Annotated in this window: 19 protein-coding genes; 7 read left to right on the forward strand and 12 right to left on the reverse strand. The window is 64.9% G+C overall.

Annotated features, from left to right (window positions below; genetic code table 11):
• Positions 1-30 precede the first annotated feature (30 nt).
• Together rplI and MY494_RS09320 are read right to left on the reverse strand one after the other, a co-directional pair.
• Positions 31-489 carry a 50S ribosomal protein L9 gene (gene rplI, locus MY494_RS09315; RefSeq protein WP_247909975.1) on the reverse strand — a complete coding sequence of 153 codons (459 nt, stop codon included), beginning with the start codon at positions 487-489 and terminating at the stop codon, positions 31-33.
• Between the two features lie 38 nt (positions 490-527).
• Positions 528-1430, reverse strand: a complete 903-nt coding sequence (locus tag MY494_RS09320; protein WP_247909976.1) for a fatty acid desaturase — start codon at positions 1428-1430, stop codon at positions 528-530.
• Between the two features lie 62 nt (positions 1431-1492).
• Here MY494_RS09320 and MY494_RS09325 point away from each other — a divergent pair, with 62 nt between their 5' ends.
• Positions 1493-2269 (forward strand): hypothetical protein, encoded by a 777-nt coding sequence (locus MY494_RS09325; RefSeq protein WP_247909977.1) that lies wholly within the window; start codon positions 1493-1495, stop codon positions 2267-2269.
• Here the strand turns inward: MY494_RS09325 and MY494_RS09330 are convergent.
• Positions 2266-3129 carry a fatty acid desaturase gene (locus MY494_RS09330; RefSeq protein WP_247912011.1) on the reverse strand — a complete coding sequence of 288 codons (864 nt, stop codon included), beginning with the start codon at positions 3127-3129 and terminating at the stop codon, positions 2266-2268. The genes MY494_RS09325 and MY494_RS09330 overlap by 4 nt on opposite strands.
• A 288-nt stretch (positions 3130-3417) precedes the next feature.
• Between MY494_RS09330 and MY494_RS09335 the strand changes: the two genes are divergently transcribed.
• From MY494_RS09335 to MY494_RS09350, 4 genes are all read left to right on the forward strand, one after another.
• Positions 3418-4716 (forward strand): methionine gamma-lyase family protein, encoded by a 1299-nt coding sequence (locus tag MY494_RS09335; protein ID WP_247909978.1) that lies wholly within the window; start codon positions 3418-3420, stop codon positions 4714-4716.
• 27 nt (positions 4717-4743) lie between these two features.
• A complete protein-coding gene (gcvH, locus tag MY494_RS09340; RefSeq protein ID WP_247909979.1) occupies positions 4744-5133 on the forward strand; it encodes a glycine cleavage system protein GcvH in 390 nt (129 codons plus the stop codon).
• Entirely contained in the window at positions 5133-8060 is a 2928-nt protein-coding gene (gene gcvP / locus MY494_RS09345; protein ID WP_247909980.1) for an aminomethyl-transferring glycine dehydrogenase, read from the forward strand. Before gcvH ends, gcvP begins: the two co-directional genes overlap by 1 nt.
• Positions 8061-8175: 115 nt before the next feature.
• Entirely contained in the window at positions 8176-8439 is a 264-nt protein-coding gene (locus tag MY494_RS09350; RefSeq protein ID WP_247909981.1) for a hypothetical protein, read from the forward strand.
• On the opposite strand, the gene MY494_RS09355 is transcribed toward MY494_RS09350, so the two are convergent.
• The 8 genes from MY494_RS09355 to MY494_RS09390 form a co-directional block, all read right to left on the reverse strand.
• Positions 8436-8642: a hypothetical protein gene (locus MY494_RS09355; RefSeq protein WP_247909982.1), complete on the reverse strand. Its 207-nt coding sequence runs from the start codon at positions 8640-8642 to the stop codon at positions 8436-8438. The two genes, MY494_RS09350 and MY494_RS09355, sit on opposite strands and share 4 nt — an antisense overlap.
• Before the next feature lie 101 nt (positions 8643-8743).
• A complete protein-coding gene (locus MY494_RS09360; RefSeq protein WP_247909983.1) occupies positions 8744-10573 on the reverse strand; it encodes a diflavin flavoprotein in 1830 nt (609 codons plus the stop codon).
• Positions 10573-12312 (reverse strand): diflavin flavoprotein, encoded by a 1740-nt coding sequence (locus tag MY494_RS09365; protein ID WP_247909984.1) that lies wholly within the window; start codon positions 12310-12312, stop codon positions 10573-10575. The genes MY494_RS09360 and MY494_RS09365 overlap by 1 nt, the downstream gene beginning before the upstream one ends.
• A gap of 134 nt (positions 12313-12446) precedes the next feature.
• On the reverse strand, positions 12447-12842 hold the full coding sequence (locus MY494_RS09370; protein ID WP_247909985.1) for an Hsp20/alpha crystallin family protein: 396 nt from the start codon (positions 12840-12842) through the stop codon (positions 12447-12449).
• A 161-nt stretch (positions 12843-13003) separates the two neighbouring features.
• Positions 13004-13498, reverse strand: a complete 495-nt coding sequence (locus MY494_RS09375; protein ID WP_247909986.1) for an MEKHLA domain-containing protein — start codon at positions 13496-13498, stop codon at positions 13004-13006.
• A 1-nt stretch (position 13499) separates the two neighbouring features.
• Positions 13500-14399 (reverse strand): SWIM zinc finger family protein, encoded by a 900-nt coding sequence (locus MY494_RS09380; RefSeq protein WP_247909987.1) that lies wholly within the window; start codon positions 14397-14399, stop codon positions 13500-13502.
• Between the two features lie 4 nt (positions 14400-14403).
• Entirely contained in the window at positions 14404-17523 is a 3120-nt protein-coding gene (locus MY494_RS09385) for a DEAD/DEAH box helicase (protein WP_247909988.1), read from the reverse strand.
• Positions 17524-17541: 18 nt separating this feature from the next.
• A complete protein-coding gene (locus MY494_RS09390; RefSeq protein ID WP_247909989.1) occupies positions 17542-17988 on the reverse strand; it encodes a hypothetical protein in 447 nt (148 codons plus the stop codon).
• Positions 17989-17999: 11 nt separating this feature from the next.
• On the opposite strand from MY494_RS09390, the gene alaS reads away from it, so the two are divergent.
• The gene (gene alaS / locus MY494_RS09395; protein ID WP_247909990.1) at positions 18000-20666 is read left to right on the forward strand and encodes an alanine--tRNA ligase; all 2667 of its coding nucleotides are present in this window, start codon (positions 18000-18002) and stop codon (positions 20664-20666) included.
• A 91-nt stretch (positions 20667-20757) separates the two neighbouring features.
• Positions 20758-20949 carry a hypothetical protein gene (locus MY494_RS09400; RefSeq protein WP_247909991.1) on the forward strand — a complete coding sequence of 64 codons (192 nt, stop codon included), beginning with the start codon at positions 20758-20760 and terminating at the stop codon, positions 20947-20949.
• 4 nt (positions 20950-20953) lie between these two features.
• Here MY494_RS09400 and speA read toward each other — a convergent pair whose 3' ends face one another.
• Positions 20954-22888 (reverse strand): biosynthetic arginine decarboxylase, encoded by a 1935-nt coding sequence (speA, locus tag MY494_RS09405; RefSeq protein WP_247909992.1) that lies wholly within the window; start codon positions 22886-22888, stop codon positions 20954-20956.
• Positions 22889-22930: the final 42 nt, after the last annotated feature.

Below are 22930 nucleotides of genomic sequence, written 5' to 3' on the forward strand. Positions count from 1 at the left end.
GGGGATCGCCTAGGTCACGTTGAACGGTTCTTAGTGGCTGACCACTTCCAGGTTGATCTCGGCGGTGACGGCGCTGTGGAGCTTGACCTGCACCTTGTAGGTGCCGGTGCGGTGGATTTCGGGAACGATGATGTCGCGGCGATCCACTTCCTTCTTGGTGGCGGCCTCGATGGCTTCAGCCACATCGGCGTTGGTCACGGTGCCGAACAGCACGTCATCTCCACCGGTCTGCTTTTTAACGGTGAAGCGGCCGATGGTGTCGAGGGCCGTGCGGAAGTCGAGCGCTTCCTGCTTGAGGGCGGCCTGACGCTCAGCTTCCTTAGCGCGGCGGTGCTCCACCTGCTTGAGGACCGCGGGGGTCAGGGGCACAGCCTTGCCTTGGGGCATGAGGAAGTTGCGGGCATAGCCAGGGGCAACTTCCACCAGGTCACCGTTCTTGCCCAGGCTCAGGACGTCCTCGCTGAGGACTACGGATACGCGCTTAGCCATGGGGTTGCAGTCGAACGATCAGCGAATTTGGCGATCAATCAGACTACGCCACCACTTGCGGCCTGTGCTAGCAGCGGAGCCGGCAGCTGCACCTGCTTGGCGAGGCCCAGCCGTTGCAGCAATTGGATGTGCATCCAGGTGAGGTCCGGTTCGCGCCAGCCCCAGCCATGGCGAGCCGAGTGGGGGTAGGCGTGGTGGGTGTTGTGCCAGCCCTCGCCAAAGGTCAGGGCGGCCACCCAAGGGTTATTGCGGGAGGCGTCGCCACTGCTGTGCCGGATGTAGCCCCAGCGGTGGGTGGCGGAGTTCACCAGCCAGGTGCAGTGGTAGACGAGCACCAGGCGTAGGGGAATGCCCCAAAGCACCAGGGCCCAGCCGCCGGCACCGCTGACGCTGCCGATCCAGAACAGCAGTCCGGCCAAGGGCAGCTGCAGCAGCAGGAACCAGCGGTTCAGCCAGCGGTAGTACGGGTCCTTGGCCAGGTCCCCCGTGAACTGCGGCACGGCTCGCTCGGCGGGAATGTCGCGGAACATCCAGCCCATGTGGCTCCACCAGAAGCCGCGGTGGCTGTTGTGGTGATCTGAATCCGTATCTGAAAACTTGTGGTGGTGGCGGTGCAGGCCGACCCAGTCAATCGGTCCGTGCTGGCAGCTCAGGGCGCCGCAGGTGGCGAAGACGCGCTCCAGCCAATGGGGAACCCGCAGGGCCCTATGGGACAGGAGTCGGTGGTAGCCAATGGTGACCCCCAGGCAGGCCGTGACCCAATACAGGATCACCAAGGTGCCGGTCGATTCCCAGCTCCAGAAGCGCGGAAGCAGGGCAACGAGGGCTAGGCCATGCAGGGCGGCCATGAAGCTGATCACTACCCAGTTGCGGGGGAGTTCTGTGATGGGCGACTGGGTGTGGTTGGCCCAGGCGCTACTGCGGCTAATGGTGGCGGTCATGCCCCCTCCCGATACGGACGCGTTGTTCTCGCTAAAATGGTAGCAGTACGGATCCGTATCGGGTGAATTATCGGGACGAACTCGAAGCGGGTCGGGATGCGTTTGGACATCTGATCAAGGTCTGGCACGAGCGGAATGGCTGGAGTCAAAGGGTTTTGCCGGCCTTGGCTGAGCGGCTTGAGCTCGGTCGGGTCCATAACTCCCAGCTCTCCAACCTGCGTAATCGCAAGTTGGTTTCCCCAGGGCCGGAGCTCTTTGTGGTGCTTGGGCGCCTCAATCAAACGCTGGCTCAGCAGGAGGCGATGGGGGTTTCTGCGGATTTGCAGCAGCAAATCAGCGATCAGCCTGAGTTGCTCGCCGCTCTGCAGGCTTCTGCGCTCCCACTCACGACGGATGACGGAGTTCCCTTGGGACCGGCGGAGCTGTTCGAGATTTTTGTGGGCCTGCGTCAGCCCCCAGGGGCATTTGACCTCCGTATTGCGGTGGAGGAGGCCGCAGGTTTGAGCGCTGCCCTGGCGGAACTTCTGACGGCCGGGCGTCCCTGGCGGCTCTGCCGGGAGCAGTTGATCGCTGCCTATCCGGTGGACAAGCGGCAGCGACGGGAGCGCTTCGCCGAGGTGATGGCCGGTCAGCGGGACTACAGCGCTGAGGAGTTAGATGCTGAGCTGGCCGACCTGCGCCGGACCCTGGCGGTCCTGGGGGCAGCGGATGAGCAGGAGCTCAGCGCCGATCAATTTCTGGATCTCTTGCGCCAAAAAGCCCGACTGCTGGAGCAGCCGGGCCAAGGAGACGGTGAGTCCGATTTGGCGGATGCGATCCGCCGTCAATTGCAGGCCTAGCCGGTGTAGCGGGCTTCGCGCACACGCTTGGCCCAGCCCAGCTTGCGCAGCAGCTTGATGTGCTGCCAGGTGATGTCGAACTCAAACCAGCGCAGGCCATGGCGGGCGCTGGAGGGGTGGGCGTGGTGGTTGTTGTGCCAGCCCTCACCGAAGCTCAGAATCGCGACCCACCAGCAATTGCGGGACAGGTCAGGGCAGTCGAAGTTGCGGTAGCCGAAGGCGTGGGTGGCGGAGTTCACCAGCCAGGTCACGTGGTAGACGAGCACCAGGCGCAGGGGAATGGCCCAGAGCACCAGGCCCAGGCCGCCGCCGTGGACTTGGGCGGCGTTGCCGTACCAATAGAGGGCCGCGCCCAGAGGGATCTGCAGCAGCAGGAACCAGCGGTCGAGCCAGCGGTAGAGCGGGTCCTGGAGCATGTCGCCGGTGAAGCGATGGATCTCCTTGATCGCGGGGATGTCATGGAGCATCCAGTCGCTGTGGGCCCACCACAGGCCGCGGGCTGCGTCGTGGTGGTCGTTGGGCTGGTCGGAGAACTTGTGGTGGTGGCGATGCAGGCCCACCCACTCAATCGGACCGCTTTGGCAGGCCAGGGTGCCCATTACCACTAGAACGCGCTCCACCCACTTGGGAGCGACAAAGCTGCGGTGGGCCACCAGACGGTGCAGCCCCAGGGTGACCCCGATCACGGTGGTCCAATACAGGACTGCAAGCACGGCAAACCCTTGCCAGCTCCAGTACTGCGGCAGCAGCGCAAAGACGGCACCGATGTGGATCGCCAGCATGAAGCTGGTCGTTCCGAACTTGTATTTCTTCTGACTGCGTGGAAGCTGAGCACGGGGCACCACCAGAGCGGCGCGCATCCGAGCCTCCTGGGCAGCGGTGTACCCATTGGATCCGCTGGCTTGGTCCGCCCCGTCTCGCTGGGAGGGGTGGGCCGCCGCAGCGGTGTCGTGGGCTAGGACCAAAGTGAACTCCTGAAGGGGGCGCAGGCGTGGCTCGCTGAAATGCTCCAGAAAGGGAGCCTGCGCACCAATGGCCTGGGATGTCGATCTGCAGCACAAGGGCTGTAGTCAAGACATCAGTCCGAAAAATCTAGACGCCTGGCCCACCGTCACGCGGGAGCAGCATGGGTTCATCTGTGCATTGCCATGACCTCCCCCCACCAGGCCTGGGCTGCTGATCAGTTGGCCGTTGCCCTGGAGCGCACGGCTCCGGTGGTTCAGCAGCGTCGGGCGGGGATCAAGCCTCGGTTGCAGCGGGTCCTCGATGCCTTTGCCGCGGAGCGGCTGGGGGTCCACCACTTCGCCTCCGTCAGTGGCTACGGCCATGGAGATCTGGGTCGGGAGGTGCTGGATCGTGTGTTCGCCCGGGTGCTTCAAGCCGAAGCTGCGGCGGTGCGCCTGCAATTTGTGAGCGGCACCCATGCCATCGCCGCTGCCCTCTATGGGGTGTTGCGCCCTGGTGATCGGCTCTTGGCCCTGACCGGCCGTCCCTACGACACCCTCGAGGAGGTGATCGGCATCCGGGGCGAGGGGCAGGGATCGTTGGCGGAGTTTGGGGTCGCCTACGACGAGCTGGATCTCCTCCCCGATGGCTCTGTCGATGAGGCGGGTATTGCTGAGGCGCTGGCACTGCCCACGCGGATGGTCCTGATCCAGCGCAGCTGCGGCTACAGCTGGAGGCCCTCCCTAACCGTTCAGCAGATCGGTGGGCTGGTGGAGCGGGTCAAGGCGATTCAGCCTGGGTGTCTGGTCTTTGTCGACAACTGCTACGGAGAGTTGGTCGAGCTGCAGGAACCCACGGCCCTGGGCGCCGACCTGATGGCCGGCTCATTGATTAAGAACCTCGGCGGCACGATTGCCCCCACCGGGGGGTATGTGGCCGGGCGAGCGGACCTTGTGGAGCAGGCCTGCTGCCGGCTTACGGCGCCGGGCATCGGCAGTGAGGGGGGCACCGGCTTCGACCTGCACCGCCTGCTGTTTCAGGGACTGTTTCTGGCGCCGCAGATGGTGACCGAGGCCCTGCTCTGCGCTGAGCTCACGGCGGCGGTGTTTGACGGCTTGGGCTATGCGGTCAAGCCCCTGGTGGGCGGGGTGCGGAGTGATGTGATCCAGGCGGTGCGCCTGGGGTCCCCTGAGCCGCTGAAGGCGGTCTGCCGCGCCTTCCAGACCTGCTCGCCGGTGGGTTCTTATCTCGATCCAATTCCGGCGCCGATGCCCGGCTACGCCAGTGAGTTGGTCATGGCTGGCGGCACGTTTATTGACGGCAGCACCAGTGAGTTCTCCGCTGATGGCCCGCTGCGGGAGCCCTATGTCCTCTATGCCCAGGGCGGCACAACCCAGGCCCATGCAGAGCTCGCGCTGGAGCGGGCCCTGCTGGCATTAGCTGAATCCCATTACAAGGGTGGCCTTGGGAACAGCCGCCCCCCGGCAAATTCGACAAACTGACAACCATCTTTTGCTCCGGCGCGGCCCATGGGTCTGCACTATCCCGATGACTGCCGCTATTCCGAGAGTCACGAGTACGTGAAGTCCGAGGGGGAGCTGGTGCGCGTCGGCATCAGCGCCTTTGCGGTTGATCAGTTGGGCGACATCGTCTTCGTTGAATTGCCGGAGGTGGGAGCGAGCCTGACCCAGGGCTCCAGCTTCGGTTCGGTGGAGTCGGTGAAGGCGGTGGAGGACATGCTCTGCCCCATTGATGGGACGGTGGAGGCCCGCAATGAGGCGGTCCTGGCCAGCCCCGAAGAACTGCAGAACGATCCCTATGGAGAGGGTTGGTTGCTCTTGCTGCGCCCCTCGGCTCCGGCCCAGGTCGATGGCTTGATGGATGCGGCCAGCTACGGCGCCAAGGTCGACGGCAACTGATGGATTTGAGCGCCTTTGTTCAGCGCCACATCGGCCCCACCCCCGCTGAGCAGCAGACGATGCTGCGGGATCTGGGGCTTGCTGATCTGGAGGCCCTGGTGCGCCAGGTGGTCCCAGAACCGATTCGCTTGGAGCCGGCCCAGGCCCTTGAGGGGTTGCCGGCTGGCTGCCACGAGGCCCAGGCCCTGGCGGAACTGGAGCAGATTGCGGCGGCGAACGAGGTGCGCCGTTCCTTCATTGGTCTGGGCTACTACGGCTGCATCACCCCGGCGCTGATTCAGCGCCATGTCTTTGAAAATCCCGCCTGGTACACCGCTTACACCCCTTATCAAGCGGAGATCAGCCAGGGGCGCCTCGAGGCACTTCTCAATTTCCAGACCCTGATCAGCGAGCTCACCGGCCTGCCGATCGCCAATGCCTCGCTGCTGGATGAGGCCACGGCAGCGGCCGAGGCCATGGCCCTGAGCCTGGGAGCCTGCCGCAACCGCAGTGCACGTCGTTTCCTGGTGGATGAGGCGGTGTTCCCTCAGACCTGGGCCGTCCTGCAGACCCGGGCCGAACCGCTGGAGCTGGAGCTGGAGCGGGTTAACCCTCAGGAGCTCCTGGAGCGGCCTGAGGCCTTCAGTGATGCCTTCGGACTGCTGCTGCAGTTGCCCGGTGCCTCCGGTGCGCTCTGGCACCCCGGTGCGGTGATCGCTGCCGCGCGGGCCGCTGGCGTGATCGTGACGGCGGCGGTGGATCCCTTGGCCCAGGTGCTGATGGCGCCGGTGGCCGAGTTGGGCGTTGAAATTGCGGTGGGAAGCACCCAGCGCTTGGGTATCCCCTTGGGCTTTGGCGGGCCCCATGCGGCCTTCTTTGCCACCACCCCCACCCACCAGCGCAAGATTCCGGGCCGTTTGGTGGGGCAGTCCGTGGATGCCGAGGGCCATCCGGCGTTGCGCTTGGCTCTGCAGACCCGTGAGCAGCACATTCGCCGGGACAAGGCCACTAGCAACATCTGCACCGCCCAGGTTCTGCTGGCGGTGATGGCCAGCTTCTATGCGGTGCATCACGGCCCCGACGGCCTGACGGCGATCGCCCGGCGCTTGGTGTTGCAGCGGGAGCTGCTGCGACGCGGGCTCGAGGCCCTGGGGCATCCCCCCGAGCTAGCCCCTGGCCTGGACACCCTGAGGGTGCGCTGCTCCGAGGCGCCGGAATTGATTGCCCGGGCCGCGGCGGCGGGCTTCAATCTGCGCCCCGAGGCCGATGGCTTTGCCATCAGCCTCGATGAGTTGAGCGACCTCGATGAGCTGCAACGGCTGCTCTCAGCCTTGGCGGCCCTGCCACAAACGGCGCCGGATCTGGCGCGACTGGAGCACACCCTGCTGCAGGAGAGCCAGGGACAACCCATTGAAGACCGTCTGTGGGGGACCCTGGTGCCCCGTCGCACGCGTCCTTGGCTCCAGCAACCGGTGTTCCATCGCTACCGCAGCGAGACCGAGTTGCTGCGCTACATCCAGCGGTTGGTCTCCAAGGACTTTTCCTTGGTCCACGGCATGATTCCGCTAGGGAGCTGCACGATGAAGCTCAATGCCGCGGCGGAGCTGCTGCCGGTGAGCTGGCCGGGGTTTGCCGGTCTGCATCCGTTCGCTCCGGCCCACCAGAGCGCGGGCTACCGCCGTTTGGTGGCCGATCTTGAGCATTGGTTGGCGGCCATCACCGGTTTTGCCGGGGTGTCCCTGCAGCCCAATGCCGGATCCCAAGGGGAGTACGCCGGCTTGCTGGTGATTCGCGCTTATCACCGCAGCCGCGGCGATGAGCAGCGCCGGGTCTGTCTGATCCCAACCAGTGCCCATGGGACTAACCCCGCCAGCGCTGTGATGGCTGGCTTGAAGGTGGTGGCCGTGGCCTGCGATGGCCAGGGGAACATCGATCGGGCTGATCTGCAGGCCAAGGTCGAAGCCCACAAGGATGAGTTGGCGGCCCTGATGGTCACCTATCCCTCCACCCACGGGGTGTTTGAAGAGGGCATCCGCGAGATCTGCGCGTTGGTGCATGCGCACGGCGGTCAGGTGTATCTCGATGGCGCCAACCTGAACGCCCAGGTGGGCCTGGCTAAGCCCGGGGCCTATGGAGCCGATGTCTGCCACCTGAACCTGCACAAGACCTTCTGCATTCCCCATGGCGGAGGCGGACCAGGGGTGGGACCGATCGCTGTGGCCGCGCACCTGATGCCCTTCCTGCCCGGCCATCCCGCGGCTGAGGCCTGTGGGGGCGACCAGGCCATCGGTCCGGTGAGTGCAGCCCCGTGGGGCAGCGCCAGCATTCTTCCGATCAGCTGGATGTACATCCGGATGATGGGCGGGGCTGGCCTGCGCCAAGCGAGTGCCGTGTCCCTCCTGGCCGCCAATTGGCTGGCCCATCAGTTGGAGGATCACTTTCCAGTGCTCTATCGCGGCCAATCCGGACGGGTGGCCCATGAATGCATCTTTGATTTACGCCCGCTGAAGCGCAGTGCCGGCTTGGAAGTCGATGACCTCGCCAAGCGCCTGATGGACTACGGCTTCCATGCCCCCACGGTGAGTTGGCCGGTGGCCGGCACGGTGATGGTCGAGCCCACAGAAAGCGAGGGTTTGGCGGAGTTGCAGCGCTTCTGCGATGCGCTGGTCGCGATCCGCGCTGAGGCTGCGGCGATTGAGTCGGGAGCGATGGATCCTGAGAACAATCCCCTCAAACGTGCGCCCCATACGTTGTCAGCGGTCACAGCTGATGTTTGGGACCGTCCCTATAGCCGTCAGCAGGCGGCATACCCCCAGGGAGAGGAGCATCACCAGGGCAAGCTTTGGCCGGCGGTGGCTCGCATTGATAACGCCTTTGGTGATCGCAACCTGGTCTGTACTTGCCCATCGGTTGAGGAAATGGCCGTTTCATCGCCAACGGCTGCTTGATTTGGGCTTAAATGCTCTTGCGAAGGGAAAAGTTCAGAATTTCTTTCTGCTTTCTCCCTTGATTTCCCACCAATATCTGCTGCAACTGCAGTCATCGCTGTAGTTCAGGGGGCACATGAGCGACGAGACCAAAACCACTACCCTCGATCCCCTCTCCCGCGGCGAGAAGGACGTGAAGCTCCCCTCCCTGCAGGGCAGCCTCAATCAAGCTGCGATGACTGGCCAGACCCTTCGGGTTGAGGGCACCAACGTCTTGCGCGTTCCCTTCGGTGTTCGCCGTCCTCGCCGCACCCGTCCTGCCCGCCCTGAGCATTGGGCCACCGTCGTTCTGCCCTTCCAGGCGGGCGGCTCCACACCACCTCCGCCGCAGGCGGCCTAGCTGGCGTTCTGATTGAGGCGCCAGTCGATCAGTGCCTTGACGTCTTCGATGGAGCTGGCTGGTGCTCGGAAGGGCAGCAGCTTCATGGGACTGCGTTCGGGTCTGACCATCCACGAGAGATCCTTTTGGGGGATCAGCACAAAGCCGCGGTAGCGGACGATCCAGCGCTGTGAGGTTGGACTGGGGTTGGGTCGAGGTCCCATCCAGTTGCAGTGGCGTCGGAAATTCATTTCAACCCTTGTGGGGCTGAGATCGTCTGAATTCAGGTTTTCTTCCGCTGCAGATCACGAGATCTTGCAGGCCGTTAATAGTTGGCTCCGCTGCGGCGCTGGTGGACGGCGGTGGTGGCCTCTGGATCCACAAGAGCCCCGGATCCCACCTGGGCATAGATCAGCCAGTGGTCACCGCATTCCATCCGCTGTTTGACACTGCAGTCCAACCAGGCCAGGGCGTCGGGAAGGATCGGCTGACCGCCGGGGCTCTCCTCGAGCTCCAGTCCTGCGAAGCGATCGGCGCCCGGGGCAAAGGGCTGCAGAAATTGCTTCATTGGTCCGCTTTCGCGGCCTGAGGCCAGGACATTGAGGGCAAAGGAATCGCCGACGTGCAACAGGGCTTCCACGGCCCGGTCCTTGGCGACGGCCACCGTCAATCCCGGTGGGCTGAAGCTCGCTTGACTGACCCAGCTGGCCACCATGGCGCCGCTGAGTTGGCTTTCACCACTGCCTTTGCGCGTGGTGAGAACGCAGAGGGAACCCACCACACGGCCCAGGGCGAGGACGGCTGGGTTGCTGCGGCTTTCGCTGAGGCCGCCGCTGGTGCCGCTGCGGCGTTGGGCCTTCCGTTGCGCCGTGATCAGGCTGCGGCCGAGGCCGGTTCCGGTTTCCTCCAGGGTTTTGATCGTGGTGGCATCGGGGCTGAACTTCACCCGAATCGGTTCAAAGGCGAAGCTGAAGCCGCCGTCGCGCAACTTGCTCTCCAGGAGATCGATCGCCTCGCCGCTCCATCCGAAGCTGCCGAAGACGCCAACCGGTTTGGAGCGATCTCCTTCAGCGAGCACCGTGCCCAGGGCTGAAACGATCGGTGTCGGGGCATGGCCCCCCAGGGTGGGGGAGCCGATCAACAGCGCATCGGCACTGCGGATCGTCTCCAGCAGTTTTTCCGTGGGCGTGAACTCGCAATTCACGCTTTCGACCCGGACCCCCGTGCGGGAGACCCCTTGGGCGAGGGCATCGGCGATGGCGGCGGTGTTGCCATAGGCGCTGGCGAAGAGCAGGGCCACCGAGAGGCTGGAGCGTTCCTGGGATTCCCCCCAGCGCCGGTAGTCCACCAGCAGGCTCCGCCAGCTCTCGGCGATGGCCGGGCCATGGCCTGGGGCGATGCAGCGGATGGAGAGCTCATCAAGGCGGTTCAGCACCGCTTCCACCTGGCGGGCCATCGGCGCCATCAGGCAGTCATAGAAGTAGCGGCGGTCTTCCTCGGTGCTGCTGCGGTTGGCTTCCGCCCAGTCCTGGCTGCAGAGGTGGGCCGAGAAGAACTTGCCGCTCATCAGCAGGCCGGTGGTCTCCTCGAAGGCCATCAGGGCTCCGGGCCAGCGCGGGGTGGGGGCGGCCAGCAGGCTGATCGAGTAGCCGTCGGGGCGCTCGATGCTGTCTTCGCCCCGGACCACGGTTAGGGGTGGGAGCTTCGGCAGGGCCGGTCCTTCGGGCTCGCCGGCTGCTGTGGGTTTGCGCTGGGCCCAGAGGTCCTGCAGCAGCTTGGCGCCAGGGTTCGAGGCGATCAGGCGCAGCTTTCCCCAGCGGCGGGCCAGTTCATGCAGGAGGGCGATCCGGTTGGGGTTGACGTGGCTGACCACGACCTGGAGCTCGGTGCTGCTGGGGACTAGGGCCGAGAGCTGCTCCAGGTAGGGCTCGGCGAAGGAGGCACCGGGGGGGTGGATCAAGAGCGCCGCGGTGCGGCCGATCTGCTCGTCTTCCTCAGCGCTGGGCAGAAAGAGAAAGCTGTTGGCCGTGGTACCGCGCTCCAGGCCGTATTCGACTTCGAAGCGCAGACGTTTGGGACTCATGCCCCGCAGGCAGACCAGACCGGGTTCGACCGGCAGCTGAATGACCTGCCGTTCTGCGGTTGCTGTCGCCATTAGTAGTGGTTCCCCACTTTGCGGTGGTGCACGGCCGTGCGCGCCTCGGTGTCGGAGACGTTCCCCTGCTCGACCTCGCCGTAGATGATCCAGTGGTCAGGGCCCTCCATCCGCTGGCTGACGCGGCAACCGAGGAAGGCCAGGGCATCGCCGAGGACCGGGCCGCCATTGGCTACGCCATCAAGGATGTTGACCCCCTCGAAGCGATCCGCACCCGGCGGGAAGCGCTTGAGGAAGTGCCGCATCAGGTCTTGGTAGTTGTCCTCCCGCAGGATGTTGAGCACGAAGCGATCGCCCACCTGCAACAGGGCTTCGATGGCGCGGTCCTTGGCCACGGCCACGGTGATGCCGGGGGGATCGAAGCTGGCCTGGCTGACCCAGCTGGCCACCATCGCGGAGGCCCGCTCGTCCTGGCGGGCGGTCACGACATAGAGACCACCAGAGAGGCGGCCCAGGGCTTTGTCCAGGTCGCCATCGAGGGATTTCATGGCTGCGATGGTCTTGGCCCGGGTGAGGAGTTGACCCAGGTCGGTCCCGGCTTCTTCGCAGCGCTGGTAGTCGTTCCCATCGGGAACCTGGCGGACCCGAAGCGGTTCAAAGGCTTCCTTCTGGCCCATGCTGCGCAGCTGGGAGGCGACCGCGTCAATCGGCTCGTCGTTGCCGCCGTAGGCGTCGTAGCTGCCGATCCACTGCTTGGGTTTCAGGGCCGCCAGCAGGGTGCCGATGGAGGCTTGGAGTTCGGGGTCGGGGTTGGCGGGCCAGGTGGGAACGACGACGGCGCTGGCCTCGCTGATCAGGGCGCTGAGTTCCTGGGCGTCGGTCGCGCGCAGGTCCACCAGTTGCACCTGGGCTTCCGCTTTGCCGATGCCCCGGGCAATGGCTTGGCTGAGGCGGTCGCAGAAGCCGTATTGGCTGAGATAGCAAACGGCGGCATAGGCCTCCCCTTTGCTGCGGTCGCTGCTCCAGTCCTTGTAGTCCCCCATCCAGAGGTTGAGGTGGTGGCGCAGCAGTGGACCGTGGCCGGTGGCGATGGTGTTGATCGTGCCCTCGAGGCCATCCATCCGCTTCATGGCCTGGAGGACGCTGCGGGCGTTGGGGCCCATCAGGCAGTCGTAGTAGAAGCGGAAGTCCGGAGCGAGGGAGCCGGGGTCCACATCAAAGGTGTCCTCGGAGCAGTAGTGCATTCCGAAGGCATCGCAGGTGTAGAGGATCCCAGTGCCGTGGTCGAAGGAAAAGATCGTGTCCGGCCAGTGCAGGTTGGGGGCACTGAGGAACTCAAAGCGGTGCTGGATCCCGCTCTCAGGGTTCGTTCCCAGGTCGAGCTCATCGCCGCTTTTGATGGCGCGGCTCTTGAAGGGGCGATGGACCTGGTTTTCCAGGAACTGAATGGCGACCTTGGAGCCCACGACTTCAATGTCTGGGTTGAGGTCGATGACGTGACCCACCAGACCGGAGTGGTCCGGTTCGGTGTGGCTGACGATCAGGACGTCGATCGCTTTGGGGTCGATTTGCTCTTTGAGCAGATCCAGCCAGGTCCCTTCGAACTTGAGGTGGCTGGTGTCGATTAAGGCGGTGCGCTCGCCCCGCACCAGAAAGCTGTTGTAAGTGGTCCCGTTGCGCAGGCCGAACTCAATGTCGAAGCGGCTGCGGTCCCAGTCCAGGGAGCGGATGGTGCTGGTGTCATTGGCGATGGCCTCGCACTGCAGGCTCAGCCGGGGCGTGCTGGCAACGACAGCCATGGGATCACCAGTGGGTTGGGTGAACTCTACGGAGCTTCTCTAGAGAGCTGGCTAATCCCGCAGTCAAAAAGCCCTGGCTTGCGGCCAGGGCTGGGTCCCGTCTCTCGTTGTTGGTGTGGTCTCTCTGCTCTCGCTTAACCCTCGACCTTGACCGAGACGGTGGTCATGGTTTGGGCCTTGGGGGCGGTGACCAGCAGGAGGCCATCGCGGTAGTGGGCTTCCAGGCCCTCGCGGTCGATGCCGGAGGGGAAGCGGAAGCTGCGGCTCCAGGTTCCGTAGCGGAATTCGCTCAGGAGTGGAGCGGGGGCTTCGGCCGCCTCTTCGGGGGCGAGGCGCTCGGCGCTGATGACCAGAGTTCGATCGGTGGCTTTGACATCGATCGAGTCGCGCTTGACGCCTGGCAGTTCCAGGGTGATGGCGAAGCCAGCCTCGGTTTCACGCACTTCAGCGGCGGGGACACGCTCGGCGGTGTGCAGCTGCTGATCGAGTTGTTCGAACAGATCAAAGGGTGATTGGCGCAGGGTCAGCATGGCTGTTCCTCCAAGACTTGACTGGGCGGGGTGTTGCCCGCAACGCCAATGTGGCCCCGCTGAATGACAACGAAGAGGGCGAGAACCGACCCATTGAGTACGGCCCTCACTCCTAGGGTTCGGTTGCTACGCCTTGGTTTTCGTGGGAGCCGAACCAGTTTTTAGAGCCACCACCAATCGCTGAAGGCCGCCGCTTGGCCGCAGGGGCGTCCATCGGGGTCGCTCAGGCACCAAAGCCGGGCGTTGTGGATCTGAAAGCGCCGGCCCGTGCGGCTGATGCGGATCCCGCTGTAGCCCTCGATCGCTTGTTGCTTCAAGGCCTGTTGCAGGGCCTGGGAGCGGCTTTGGCGCTCTTGGGGTTCAGCTGTGAGCCGCGAGGGCATGCCGACCATGGCGCTCCAGGGGCGCTCCCAGAGCTGGAGAGCCGCCGCGTTGGCGTAGGTCAGACAGGGGTCGCTGCTGCCGTCATGGGCCAGGACCACCAGATCTGCTGAGAAGAGTTCCTGGGCGGATGGGGCGAGCGCCCGCCCAAAGGCCTGCTGGTGAGAGCTGAGGATCTGATTGGCCAACTGGCGTTTCCCGGGGGTGAGCCAGGGTGCTGGTGCTTGCTCGAGTTGTTGCCGCCGCAGGCGGTGCCGGCGATCGCTCAGGGGCACCTCAGTCGTCCTGGTTCCGGCCTGCCGCCATGGCGGTGGCCATGGCGGCGGCGCTGAAGTTGGTTCCCTGGGCCTTGAGGTGCTCGACGAATTGCTTGCCGGCATCGGGGAAGCGGCCGTCTTCGGCTAGGGGGATGGCTCCGGCTTCATCCAACCCTGTGTCCCCCTCCATGGCCGGCGTGATGACCACTAGCCCGGGATCCAGGGCGGCCCCGTAGCGCCACCAGCGCTTGGGCTCGCGGATGGAGATCGGAGCGGGGTGGGCTTGAGGGGTGACGGCTGGGTGGGCGTCAGGGTTGGCCTTGGCTTCCTTCGCTTTCTTGGCCAGCAGGGCGCGGCGCTTCACCGCCAGGTCGCTGAGCAGCTGAGCGCGGGTGCGGCCCCGCAGTTGGAAGAGGACGAAGGGGTCTTCGCTGAAGCGCTCCCCCATTAAGTAGTAGACGGCGCTGACGTGCTTGCAGGGGTTGACCTTGTCCGGGCAGGTGCACTCGCTGCGGACCTCCTGCAACTTGAAGGGGAAGAGACGCTTGCCGCTGGCGGCGAAGGCCCGCTCGATGTCCTGCGGCATGACCCCAGCCAGGAGCTGGGCGGACCAACGGGCCTTTTGTCCCAGGGCCTCAAGGACGTAGTTCCAGTCCTCATCGTTGAGGACATCCAGCCAGAGCTTCACCTTGTAGGGGTCCTCGCCGCTGCCCTGCACCCGGGCGTGAACGCGGCGGCCTTCAAAGCGGATCGAGAGGACGTTGCCTTCACGGGCGTAGGCCCAGGCCCGCTCCAGGCGCTTCTTGAAGCGGTAGCCGTTGATCAGCTCCATCCACTGCTCAACCCACCAGGGCTGCTGGCTCAGGCCCTCATCGCCGAGCTGGGTGGTGATGCCGTTGGAGGGGGAGGTGAAGGTCATCGGATTAGTTCTCGCTGAGGGTGACGAGTTCTTTGAGTTGGCTCACATCCATGCCGCCGAGCCAATCCTCGCCGGAGCCAACGATGTCTTCGGCGAGTTTCGACTTCTCTTTAATCATGCGGTCGATGCGCTCTTCCACCGAGCCACTGGTGATGAACTTGTGGACCATCACTCGGTTCTGCTGGCCGATGCGGTAGGCCCGGTCCGTGGCCTGGTTTTCCACGGCGGGGTTCCACCAGCGGTCGATGTGGAAGACGTGGCTGGCGCGGGTCAGGTTGAGGCCGACGCCGCCCGCCTTGAGGGAGAGCAGGAAGAGTTGCGGGCCGCGGGGGTCGTCCTGGAAGCGATCGACCATGGCCTGGCGTTCGGTCTTGCTGGTGCTGCCGTAGAGGAAGGGAACCTCTTGGCGCCACCTGTGCTCCAGGTGAGCCTTGAGGAGGTGCCCCCATTCGGCGAATTGGGTGAAGAGCAGGGCCCGATCGCCCGCTTCCATCACTTCCTCGAGGATTTCCTCCAGTCGCTGCACCTTGGCGCTGCGGGCGGCAAACTCCTTGAAGAAGCTGGCATCCGCCTCCGCTGGGTCCTGTTTGAGGGCTAGGGCCGGGTGGTTGCAGATCTGCTTGAGCTTCGTGAGCAGCGCCAGCACCTGACCGTGTTTCTGGCCCAGGGGCGACCGGGCGATCGCATCGAGGCTCTCGTCCACGGTCTTGGAGTAGAGCTTCTTCTGCTCGGGGGCCAGGCCCACCCATTCGCTCAGCTCCACCTTCTCGGGCAGGTCGGAAATGATCGATTTGTCGGTCTTCAGGCGCCGCAGGATGAAGGGACCGACGCGGCCCTTGAGGTCCCGCAGCGATGACATGTCGCCGTAGCGCTCAATCGGCATCCGGTAGCGCTGCCGGAAGAAGGGTTCGTCGCCCAGCACCTTGGGATTGAGGAAATCCATCAGGGCCCAGAGCTCGCTCACCCGGTTCTCCACCGGCGTGCCGGTTAGGGCGATGCGGAAGCGAGGGCCCTTGCCGGGGCGTCCCATGTCGCGGGCCGCCATGGACTGCTTGGCCGCGTGGTTCTTGATTGCCTGAGCTTCATCGATCACGACCCCCTGCCAGTCGACCTTGTCCAGCAGTTCGCTGTCCCGTTGCAGCAGGCCGTAGGTGGTCAGGACCAGATCCACACCCTTCAGGGCTTTCTTCAGGGCCTCCGGGCTGGAGGGGCGTCGCGGTCCGTAGTGCTCATTGACCGTCAGGTCCGGGGTGAAGGCCGCGGCTTCCCGTTTCCAGTTGGTCAGCACCGAGGTGGGCGCCACCAGCAGCACGGGCCGCTTGAGCTCCTCTTCGGCCTTGAGGTGCTGCAGGAAGGCCAGTAACTGGATCGTTTTGCCCAGTCCCATGTCATCGGCCAGGCAGGCGCCCTGATCGAAGCGATGCAGGAAGGCCAGCCAGCCCAGACCGCGTTCCTGATAAGGCCGCAGTTGCCCTGCGAATCCGGGTGGTGCCGGCAGCGGATCGGGGGCTTTCTGCTGGTGGTACTGCTCGAGAACCGCCTGCAGGCGCGGACCTGCAGTGAAGGCGTGGACCGGCAGCCGAGCCAGGGTTTCCCCTTCGTTGCCTGTGATCCGCAGGGCGTCATCCAGGCTGAAGGGTGGTTCAGAGGAACAGAACTTCTCGGCGTTCTTGAGATCGAGGGGCCGCAGTTCGATCCAAGCCCCCTTGTGCTGCACCAGGGGGCTGCGCTTGGCCGAAAGCTTCTCGAGGTCCTTGAGGTTCAGCGTGACCCCGCCGATCATGAATTCCCAGCGCCAATCCAGGCTTTCACCAAGGGTGAAGCCGCGGGACTTCTCCGGCAGCTCGGCTGTGATCGCTAGGCCCAGGCGGCTGGCCAGGCCTCCGGAGAGGCTTGCGGGGAGGACAACCCCGACACCCACATCCCGCAGGCGGGCGGCCGCGGTCCGCACCAGCACGAATGCTTCCGCGGGGGTCAGCTGCATCGCCTCGGGGGTGGCGGCATCGAGGCCCCGCTCCAGGGGCTCAAAGGCCAGCAGGGCGCGGCCCAGGCCCTCGAGCAGCAGCGCTCCCGGCTGCTCCAGTTGAAGTTCACCGAGGGCCAGGTTGCTGTCGCCCGCGGCCCAGACCAAGCCGGCGGGCACCCGCAGGCTGGGGTCGGCTTCAGCCTGCAGGCCGAATTTCAGTTCCCAGAGTTCCTCCCCTTCCGGAGGGGTGAAGAGCTCCAGGCAGGCCCGCGCGGGAGCCACCTTGCCGGCCACGGTCTCGCGCCAGTGGTTACTGGCACCGCCAAGGCGCTCCTGGTCCTCCTCGTCGAGTTTGAGCTTCCCGTCGCGGCTGGCCAAGCCCTCTTCCCAGGCCGCCAGCAGGGGGTCGAGGCCTGTCGCACCGGGTTGGAAGGCTTCGCGCAGCTGTCCATCCACCAGCTTCTCGACGATGCTCGCCACCAAGAGCCGGTTGGAGCGGGGGCGACCGCAGGCCAGCTGGGGGTCTGGGCTGGAGGCCGCAACCACCTGGGGCATTCGGGAGGCCAGTTCTTCCAGCCGGCGGCGGTCGTCTTCTCGGTTGAGTAGGGGGCGCCAGCTGGCTTTACCGTCATCGCTTTCGGGCAGCCAGCGGCCCCGGGCGATCAGGCTGAGGCACCAGCGCTGCACGTGGCACCACCAGAGCAGGTCATCCCCGAGGCCAGCCTCATAGGCACCCGATAGGGGCAATTGGTTCAGCCAAGCGGCAGCCGGTCCAGGCTTGAGGAACCACCCCTCCACCTGCCAGGGCCACCAGCTCAGGTCCTTGGGCAGCGGTTCCCCCGACTGCAGCGGCAGGCCACTCCAAGGGCTCTTGTCCGTGCTTTTTGTCCCGCGGCTCTGTTGCTGACGGCTGGGCAGGGTCAGGGTGACGGTGGCCTGGCGCAGGTCCTCAGACCAGAAGTTGTTGTCGTCGAGCCAGGTGGCTAGATCGTCGAGATCCAGGCTCAGGGGATGGAAGGGCGCCTCGTCCTTCGGGTTGACGGGTTCGGCCACACGCCAGGTATCCGCCCAGATCAACAGGCCGGCGGTGGGCGCCTTGCCTTTGGCGAAGCTTCCCGCCGGGACGACGGGCAGCCAGGTGGCATGCAGCAGGCTCATGGAGGCGGGGCCTGGGGTTCAGGGGCGCCGCCGGATCGGTTCAACCCGGGTCACGACAAGTCGCGATAGGGCCATCGATCCGTGCAACACCAGCGCGGCGCCGATCAGCGGCAACCAAGCACGAATAAACCCCATCATCACAGTTGGCGCGACCTGAGCCAAGGTCTGGGTCCAAGGTTCCTGGAGCGGCCAGGGCAAAAGGGCTGGTAGCCCAAGGCTGTGGATGCCGCAGACCGCTCCGACCAGTCCCGCCTGCAGGTGACTGTCATTGGGGTCCACCCGCTGCAGGTGGAAGGCCAGGAGGCCGTAGAAGAACCCGCAGCCACCTGCCCGGAGGGCTGATTCCACTCCCAGTGGCAGCCCCAAGATCAGCGCGCTGAGGCCTGCTCCCAGGGCCCAGGCGATGGAGCGCAGCCGCAGTTCGGCCCGGCTGGGCCCTTCGGTGACAGGGGAGGCGGCGCTCATGCTGCGCGATCATGCCCGGTTCAGGCTTCTTTCGCTTCGTCATGGCCGCCGCTCCCCGCACTGGTGCTGAGATTCGTGCGGCCTTTCTCGATTTCTACGAACAGCGGGGCCATCAGCCGATGGCCAGTGCCTCCCTGGTGCCGGAAGACCCCACGGTTCTGCTGACCATTGCCGGGATGCTCCCGTTTAAGCCGGTCTTCCTGGGCCAGCAGCCCCGGCCTTCGGCCCGCGCCACCAGCAGCCAGAAGTGCATTCGCACCAACGACATTGAAAACGTGGGGCGCACCGCGCGGCACCACACGTTCTTCGAGATGCTCGGGAACTTCTCCTTTGGCGATTACTTCAAGGAGCAGGCGATCCAGTGGGCCTGGGAGCTGAGCACCACGGTGTACGGGATCAGCCCCAAGAACTTGGTGGTCAGCGTCTTCCGCGAGGACGACGAAGCCGAGCAAATCTGGCGCGATGTGGTGGGGGTCAACCCCAAGCGGATCATCCGCATGGATGAGGCCGATAACTTCTGGGCCTCCGGTCCCACGGGCCCCTGCGGTCCCTGCTCGGAGATCTATTACGACTTCAAACCCGAGCTGGGTGATGAGGGCATCGATCTCGAGGACGACAGCCGCTTCATCGAGTTCTACAACTTGGTCTTCATGCAGTTCAACCGCGACGCTGAGGGCACCCTCACGCCGCTGGAGAACCGCAACATCGATACCGGGATGGGCCTCGAGCGGATGGCCCAAATCCTGCAAAAGGTTCCGAACAACTACGAGACGGACCTGATCTATCCGCTGATTGAGGCTGCGGCGGCTCTGGCGGGTGTCGACTACAAGCAACTCGACGCCAAAGGGCAGACCTCCCTGAAGGTGATCGGTGACCACAGCCGGGCTGTGACCCAGCTGATCTGTGATGGCGTCACCGCCAGCAACCTGGGCCGCGGTTACATCCTGCGTCGCCTACTGCGCCGGGTCGTCCGTCACGGACGTCTCCTGGGCATCGATAAGCCCTTCCTGACGGCGATGGGTGAGGCGTCGATTGCCCTGATGCAGACGGCCTACCCCCAGTTGCTTGAGCGCAAGGAGGTGATTCTTGCTGAGCTGAAGCGTGAAGAGGCCCGCTTCCTGGAAACCCTGGAGCGGGGCGAGAAGCTGCTGGTCGATGTCCTGGCGGCCAAGCCCAAGCAGATCTCAGGTGAGCAGGCCTTTGAGCTCTATGACACCTATGGCTTCCCCCTGGAGCTCACCCAGGAGATCGCCGAAGAGCACGGCCTGGCGGTCGATCTGGATGGCTTTGAGCAGGCGATGGAGGCGCAGCGCCAGCGGGCGAAGGCCGCGGCGGTCAGCATCGACCTGACTCTTCAGGACGCCATTGATCAGATGGCCGCCGATCTGGAGGCCACCAGCTTCCGGGGCTACGAGTTGCTGGACCAGAGCAGCAGCGTTCAGGCGTTGGTGGTCAATGGTGAACCGGCCGTGCGGGCTGAGGCTGGGGACAGCGTTCAGCTGGTGCTGGACACCACGCCCTTCTACGGCGAAGGCGGCGGTCAGGTGGGCGACCGCGGGGTGTTGAGCGGTGATGGCCTGATCATTGCGATCGAGGCCGTGAGCCGAAACCGCAGCGTGTTCGTCCATAGCGGCCGGGTGGAGCGCGGCAGCGTGAGCGTGGGCGATGTGGTCCACGGCCAGGTGGATCGGGCCTGCCGCCGGCGGGCCCAGGCCAACCACACGGCGACTCATTTGTTGCAGTCGGCTCTCAAGCAGGTTGTCGATCCCGGGATCGGCCAGGCCGGCTCCCTGGTTGATTTCGATCGCCTGCGCTTTGACTTCCACTGCCCCCGGGCGATTACGGCGGCAGAGCTTGAGCAGATCGAGACCCTGATCAATGGCTGGATCGCTGAGGCCCACAGCCTCGAGGTCCAGGAGATGGCGATCGAGAAGGCCAAGGCCGCCGGCGCCGTGGCGATGTTTGGCGAGAAATACGCCGATGTGGTCCGGGTCGTCGATGTTCCGGGCGTTTCGATGGAGCTCTGCGGCGGGACTCACGTCAGCAACACCGCAGAGATCGGGCTGTTCAAAATCGTCAGTGAAAGCGGCGTGGCCGCTGGCATCCGCCGCATCGAAGCTGTCGCTGGGGCTGCAGTCCTCGCTTACTTGAACGAACGGGATGCGGTGGTGAAGCAGCTCGGAGAGCGCTTCAAGGCCCAGCCGGCGGAGATTGTTGAGCGAGTGGTGACCCTGCAAACCGAGCTGAAGGCCAGCCAGAAGGCTCTGGCCTCGGCGCGGGAAGAGTTGGCCTTGGCGAAATCCGCGGCCCTGGCGAGCCAATCAGAAGCGGTTGGCGACTTCCAGGTGCTGATTAGCCGCCTGGATGGGGTTGAAGGCGGTGGCCTGCAGAGCGCAGCCCAGGGTCTGGTGGATCAACTCGGCGATGGAGCTGCGGTGGTCTTGGGGGGTCTGCCGGATCCCTCGGATCTGGGCAAGGTGATCTTGGTGGCGGCCTTCGGCAAGGGGGTCATTGCCAAGGGGCAGCAGGCCGGCAAGTTCATTGGCGCAGTGGCCAAGGCCTGCGGTGGCGGCGGCGGCGGCCGGCCCAACTTGGCGCAGGCCGGTGGCCGCGATGGGGCAGCCCTGGATGCCGCACTGGAGCAGGCCAAAGGCGAGCTGACCGCGGCCCTGGGCTGATTCAGACAGCTCCCGAACCGTTCTCCTGGCGTTGCCAGGGGAGCGGCAGGAGGGGAATCCTGCAGGCAAGGACCGATGCAGGAGAGATTCGATGGCCAGCTCCTTTGAAATTCATGCCCGTCACCACTGGAGTTTCCAGTTGGTGCTGATGGGCAGCCGCCTGCAACTGGAGGGTTGCCGTGATGGAGAGGAGCCCCTGCGCTGTTCCACCTGGTTGGAGCCCCAGGACACGCCCCTGGACATGGCCCATGAACTGATGGCCCATCCCAGCTGCGCTGTTTGAGCGCTCAGCTCTGCAGGTAAGTCGTTTGCCTGAGGCTGGTCTCCAGGTGATCCATCAGGCGCCGGGCCTCCTGGATCTTGAGATTTCCCTTTTGGATCGCTGACTCGCTGGTCATGCGCAGGCGCTCCAGCAGGACCTCAGGGTCGTGTTCCATCGCTTCAAGCACCTCGGCGTTGGTGTCTCCGCGCACGACGTGATCGACCTGGTAGCCGCCTCCTGGTGAGAGACGGATGTGGACGGCATTGGTGGTGCCAAACAGGTTGTGGAGATTGCCCATGACCTCTTGGTAGGCCCCGCCCAGGAAGAGACCGATCAGGTAGGGCTCAGCCGGATTCAGTGCGTGCAGCTCCAGCAACGGTTTGCTTTGTCCCTGGGCGATGAAGCGCGCCAATTTCCCGTCGGAGTCGCAGGTGAGGTCCGCGAAGTGCCCTAGCGCCTCAGGCTGTTCGTTCAGCCGGTGGATCGGTAGCAGCGGGAAGAGTTGCTCAATGGCCCAGCTATCGGGAACGGAGCGAAACACTGACAAGTTGGCGTAGAAGGTGGCGGCAAGCTCGGCCTTCAGGTTGCTCAGCTCCTCGGGGATCGCTTCATTACCGGGCAGTTTTTGGGCAATGGCCTGGGCGCAGGCCCAGGTGAGTTGTTCGGCAACGGAACGCTCCGGAAGGCTCATGTAGCCCAGGCGAAACGCGCTCAAAGCATCGTCTTTGAACTTGAGGGCGTCGTTCCAGGTTTCCTGCAACTTGGAGAGATCCCGATCGCCCTGCCCATCGACGGCTTCAATCTCAGCGAGGGTTTGGCGCAGGTTGCGGACCGTGAGTGCCTCGTCTCCCTGGGCCGCTGGGCAGCCGCTGGGCACGGTGCTTTGGCCCAGCACGTTGAAGACCAGCACAGAGAAGTGGCTGGCGATGGCGCGCCCGCTTTCAGAAACCAGGGTGGGCACGGGAACGCCGTGGGGTTCACAGCATTCCCGAACGGTGGCCACGACGTCGTTGGCGTAGTTCTGCAGCGAGTAGTTCGTCGAGGCCGATGTGGCGGTGCGGCTGCCGTCGTAGTCGACCCCGAGACCACCACCCACATCGAGGAAGCCCATCGGGGCGCCGAGCTTGGTGAGCTCGACATAGATCTGCCCGGCTTCCTGCAGGGCGTCCTTAAGAACGGCGATGTCGTTGATCTGACTGCCCACGTGGAAGTGCAGCAGCTTCAGGTCGTTCAGCAGGTTGGCCTTCTTCAGGGCCTCGACCGTGGCCAGGAGTTCGGGGATAGCCAAGCCAAATTTCGCCTTGGCGCCAACGGAGCTGCCCCAGCGGCCGGTGCTGCGGCTGGAGAGCTTGGCTCGGATGCCAATGAATGGGGCCGCGCCCAGGTCCTGGCTCGCCTGGATGATCCGCTCGACCTCATCGGCCTGTTCGATGACGACCACCGGTTGCCGGCCCAGTCGTCTGGCCAGGATGGCGGTTTCGATGTAGCGCTGGTCCTTGTAGCCGTTGCAGATCAGCAGCGCCTCGGGGTCGTCAACTAAGGACAGGGCGATCAGCAGTTCTGCCTTGCTGCCGGCCTCCAGGCCGAAGTGCCAGCGCTTGCCGCAGGTCACGAGCTCCTCGACCACGTGACGCTGCTGGTTGCACTTCACGGGGAAGACCCCCTGGTAGCGACCGGCGTAGCCGTACTGGGCAATGGCGCGTTCGAAGGCGGCATGCAGCCGCTCGAGCCGGTCTTCGAGGATGTCGTCGAAGCGGATCAGCAGGGGAAGGCCAAGGCTCCGGCCTTCCAGCCCCTGGACGAGATCCAGGAGATCAAGGCTGCCGCCCCGTTCCCCTTTGGGTTGCACGCTGATGTGACCGCGGGCATTGACCGAGAAATAGGGATCCCCCCAGCGATCGAGGCCATAGAGGGCTGCGCTGTCAGCCGCGCTCCAGCTGGCGTTTTCAGCGGAGACCATCGAGCCGGCAGCGGGGCAATGCCGGAAATCTAAGGACTCGTG

This window comes from Synechococcus sp. A10-1-5-1, assembly GCF_023115425.1.
Lineage (GTDB): Bacteria > Cyanobacteriota > Cyanobacteriia > PCC-6307 > Cyanobiaceae > Vulcanococcus.

What these genes read in the sequence shown, in the direction of transcription:
- rplI (WP_247909975.1), bottom strand. Translation starts at nt 489, where the DNA reads ATGGCTAAGCGCGTATCCGTAGTCCTCAGCGAGGACGTCCTGAGCCTG.
- MY494_RS09320 (WP_247909976.1), bottom strand. Translation starts at nt 1,430, where the DNA reads ATGACCGCCACCATTAGCCGCAGTAGCGCCTGGGCCAACCACACCCAG.
- MY494_RS09330 (WP_247912011.1), bottom strand. Translation starts at nt 3,129, where the DNA reads ATGCGCGCCGCTCTGGTGGTGCCCCGTGCTCAGCTTCCACGCAGTCAG.
- MY494_RS09335 (WP_247909978.1), top strand. Translation starts at nt 3,418, where the DNA reads ATGACCTCCCCCCACCAGGCCTGGGCTGCTGATCAGTTGGCCGTTGCC.
- gcvH (WP_247909979.1), top strand. Translation starts at nt 4,744, where the DNA reads ATGGGTCTGCACTATCCCGATGACTGCCGCTATTCCGAGAGTCACGAG.
- gcvP (WP_247909980.1), top strand. Translation starts at nt 5,133, where the DNA reads ATGGATTTGAGCGCCTTTGTTCAGCGCCACATCGGCCCCACCCCCGCT.
- MY494_RS09350 (WP_247909981.1), top strand. Translation starts at nt 8,176, where the DNA reads ATGAGCGACGAGACCAAAACCACTACCCTCGATCCCCTCTCCCGCGGC.
- MY494_RS09355 (WP_247909982.1), bottom strand. Translation starts at nt 8,642, where the DNA reads ATGGGACCTCGACCCAACCCCAGTCCAACCTCACAGCGCTGGATCGTC.
- MY494_RS09360 (WP_247909983.1), bottom strand. Translation starts at nt 10,573, where the DNA reads ATGGCGACAGCAACCGCAGAACGGCAGGTCATTCAGCTGCCGGTCGAA.
- MY494_RS09365 (WP_247909984.1), bottom strand. Translation starts at nt 12,312, where the DNA reads ATGGCTGTCGTTGCCAGCACGCCCCGGCTGAGCCTGCAGTGCGAGGCC.
- MY494_RS09370 (WP_247909985.1), bottom strand. Translation starts at nt 12,842, where the DNA reads ATGCTGACCCTGCGCCAATCACCCTTTGATCTGTTCGAACAACTCGAT.
- MY494_RS09380 (WP_247909987.1), bottom strand. Translation starts at nt 14,399, where the DNA reads ATGACCTTCACCTCCCCCTCCAACGGCATCACCACCCAGCTCGGCGAT.
- MY494_RS09385 (WP_247909988.1), bottom strand. Translation starts at nt 17,523, where the DNA reads ATGAGCCTGCTGCATGCCACCTGGCTGCCCGTCGTCCCGGCGGGAAGC.
- MY494_RS09390 (WP_247909989.1), bottom strand. Translation starts at nt 17,988, where the DNA reads ATGAGCGCCGCCTCCCCTGTCACCGAAGGGCCCAGCCGGGCCGAACTG.
- alaS (WP_247909990.1), top strand. Translation starts at nt 18,000, where the DNA reads ATGCCCGGTTCAGGCTTCTTTCGCTTCGTCATGGCCGCCGCTCCCCGC.
- MY494_RS09400 (WP_247909991.1), top strand. Translation starts at nt 20,758, where the DNA reads ATGGCCAGCTCCTTTGAAATTCATGCCCGTCACCACTGGAGTTTCCAG.
- speA (WP_247909992.1), bottom strand. Translation starts at nt 22,888, where the DNA reads ATGGTCTCCGCTGAAAACGCCAGCTGGAGCGCGGCTGACAGCGCAGCC.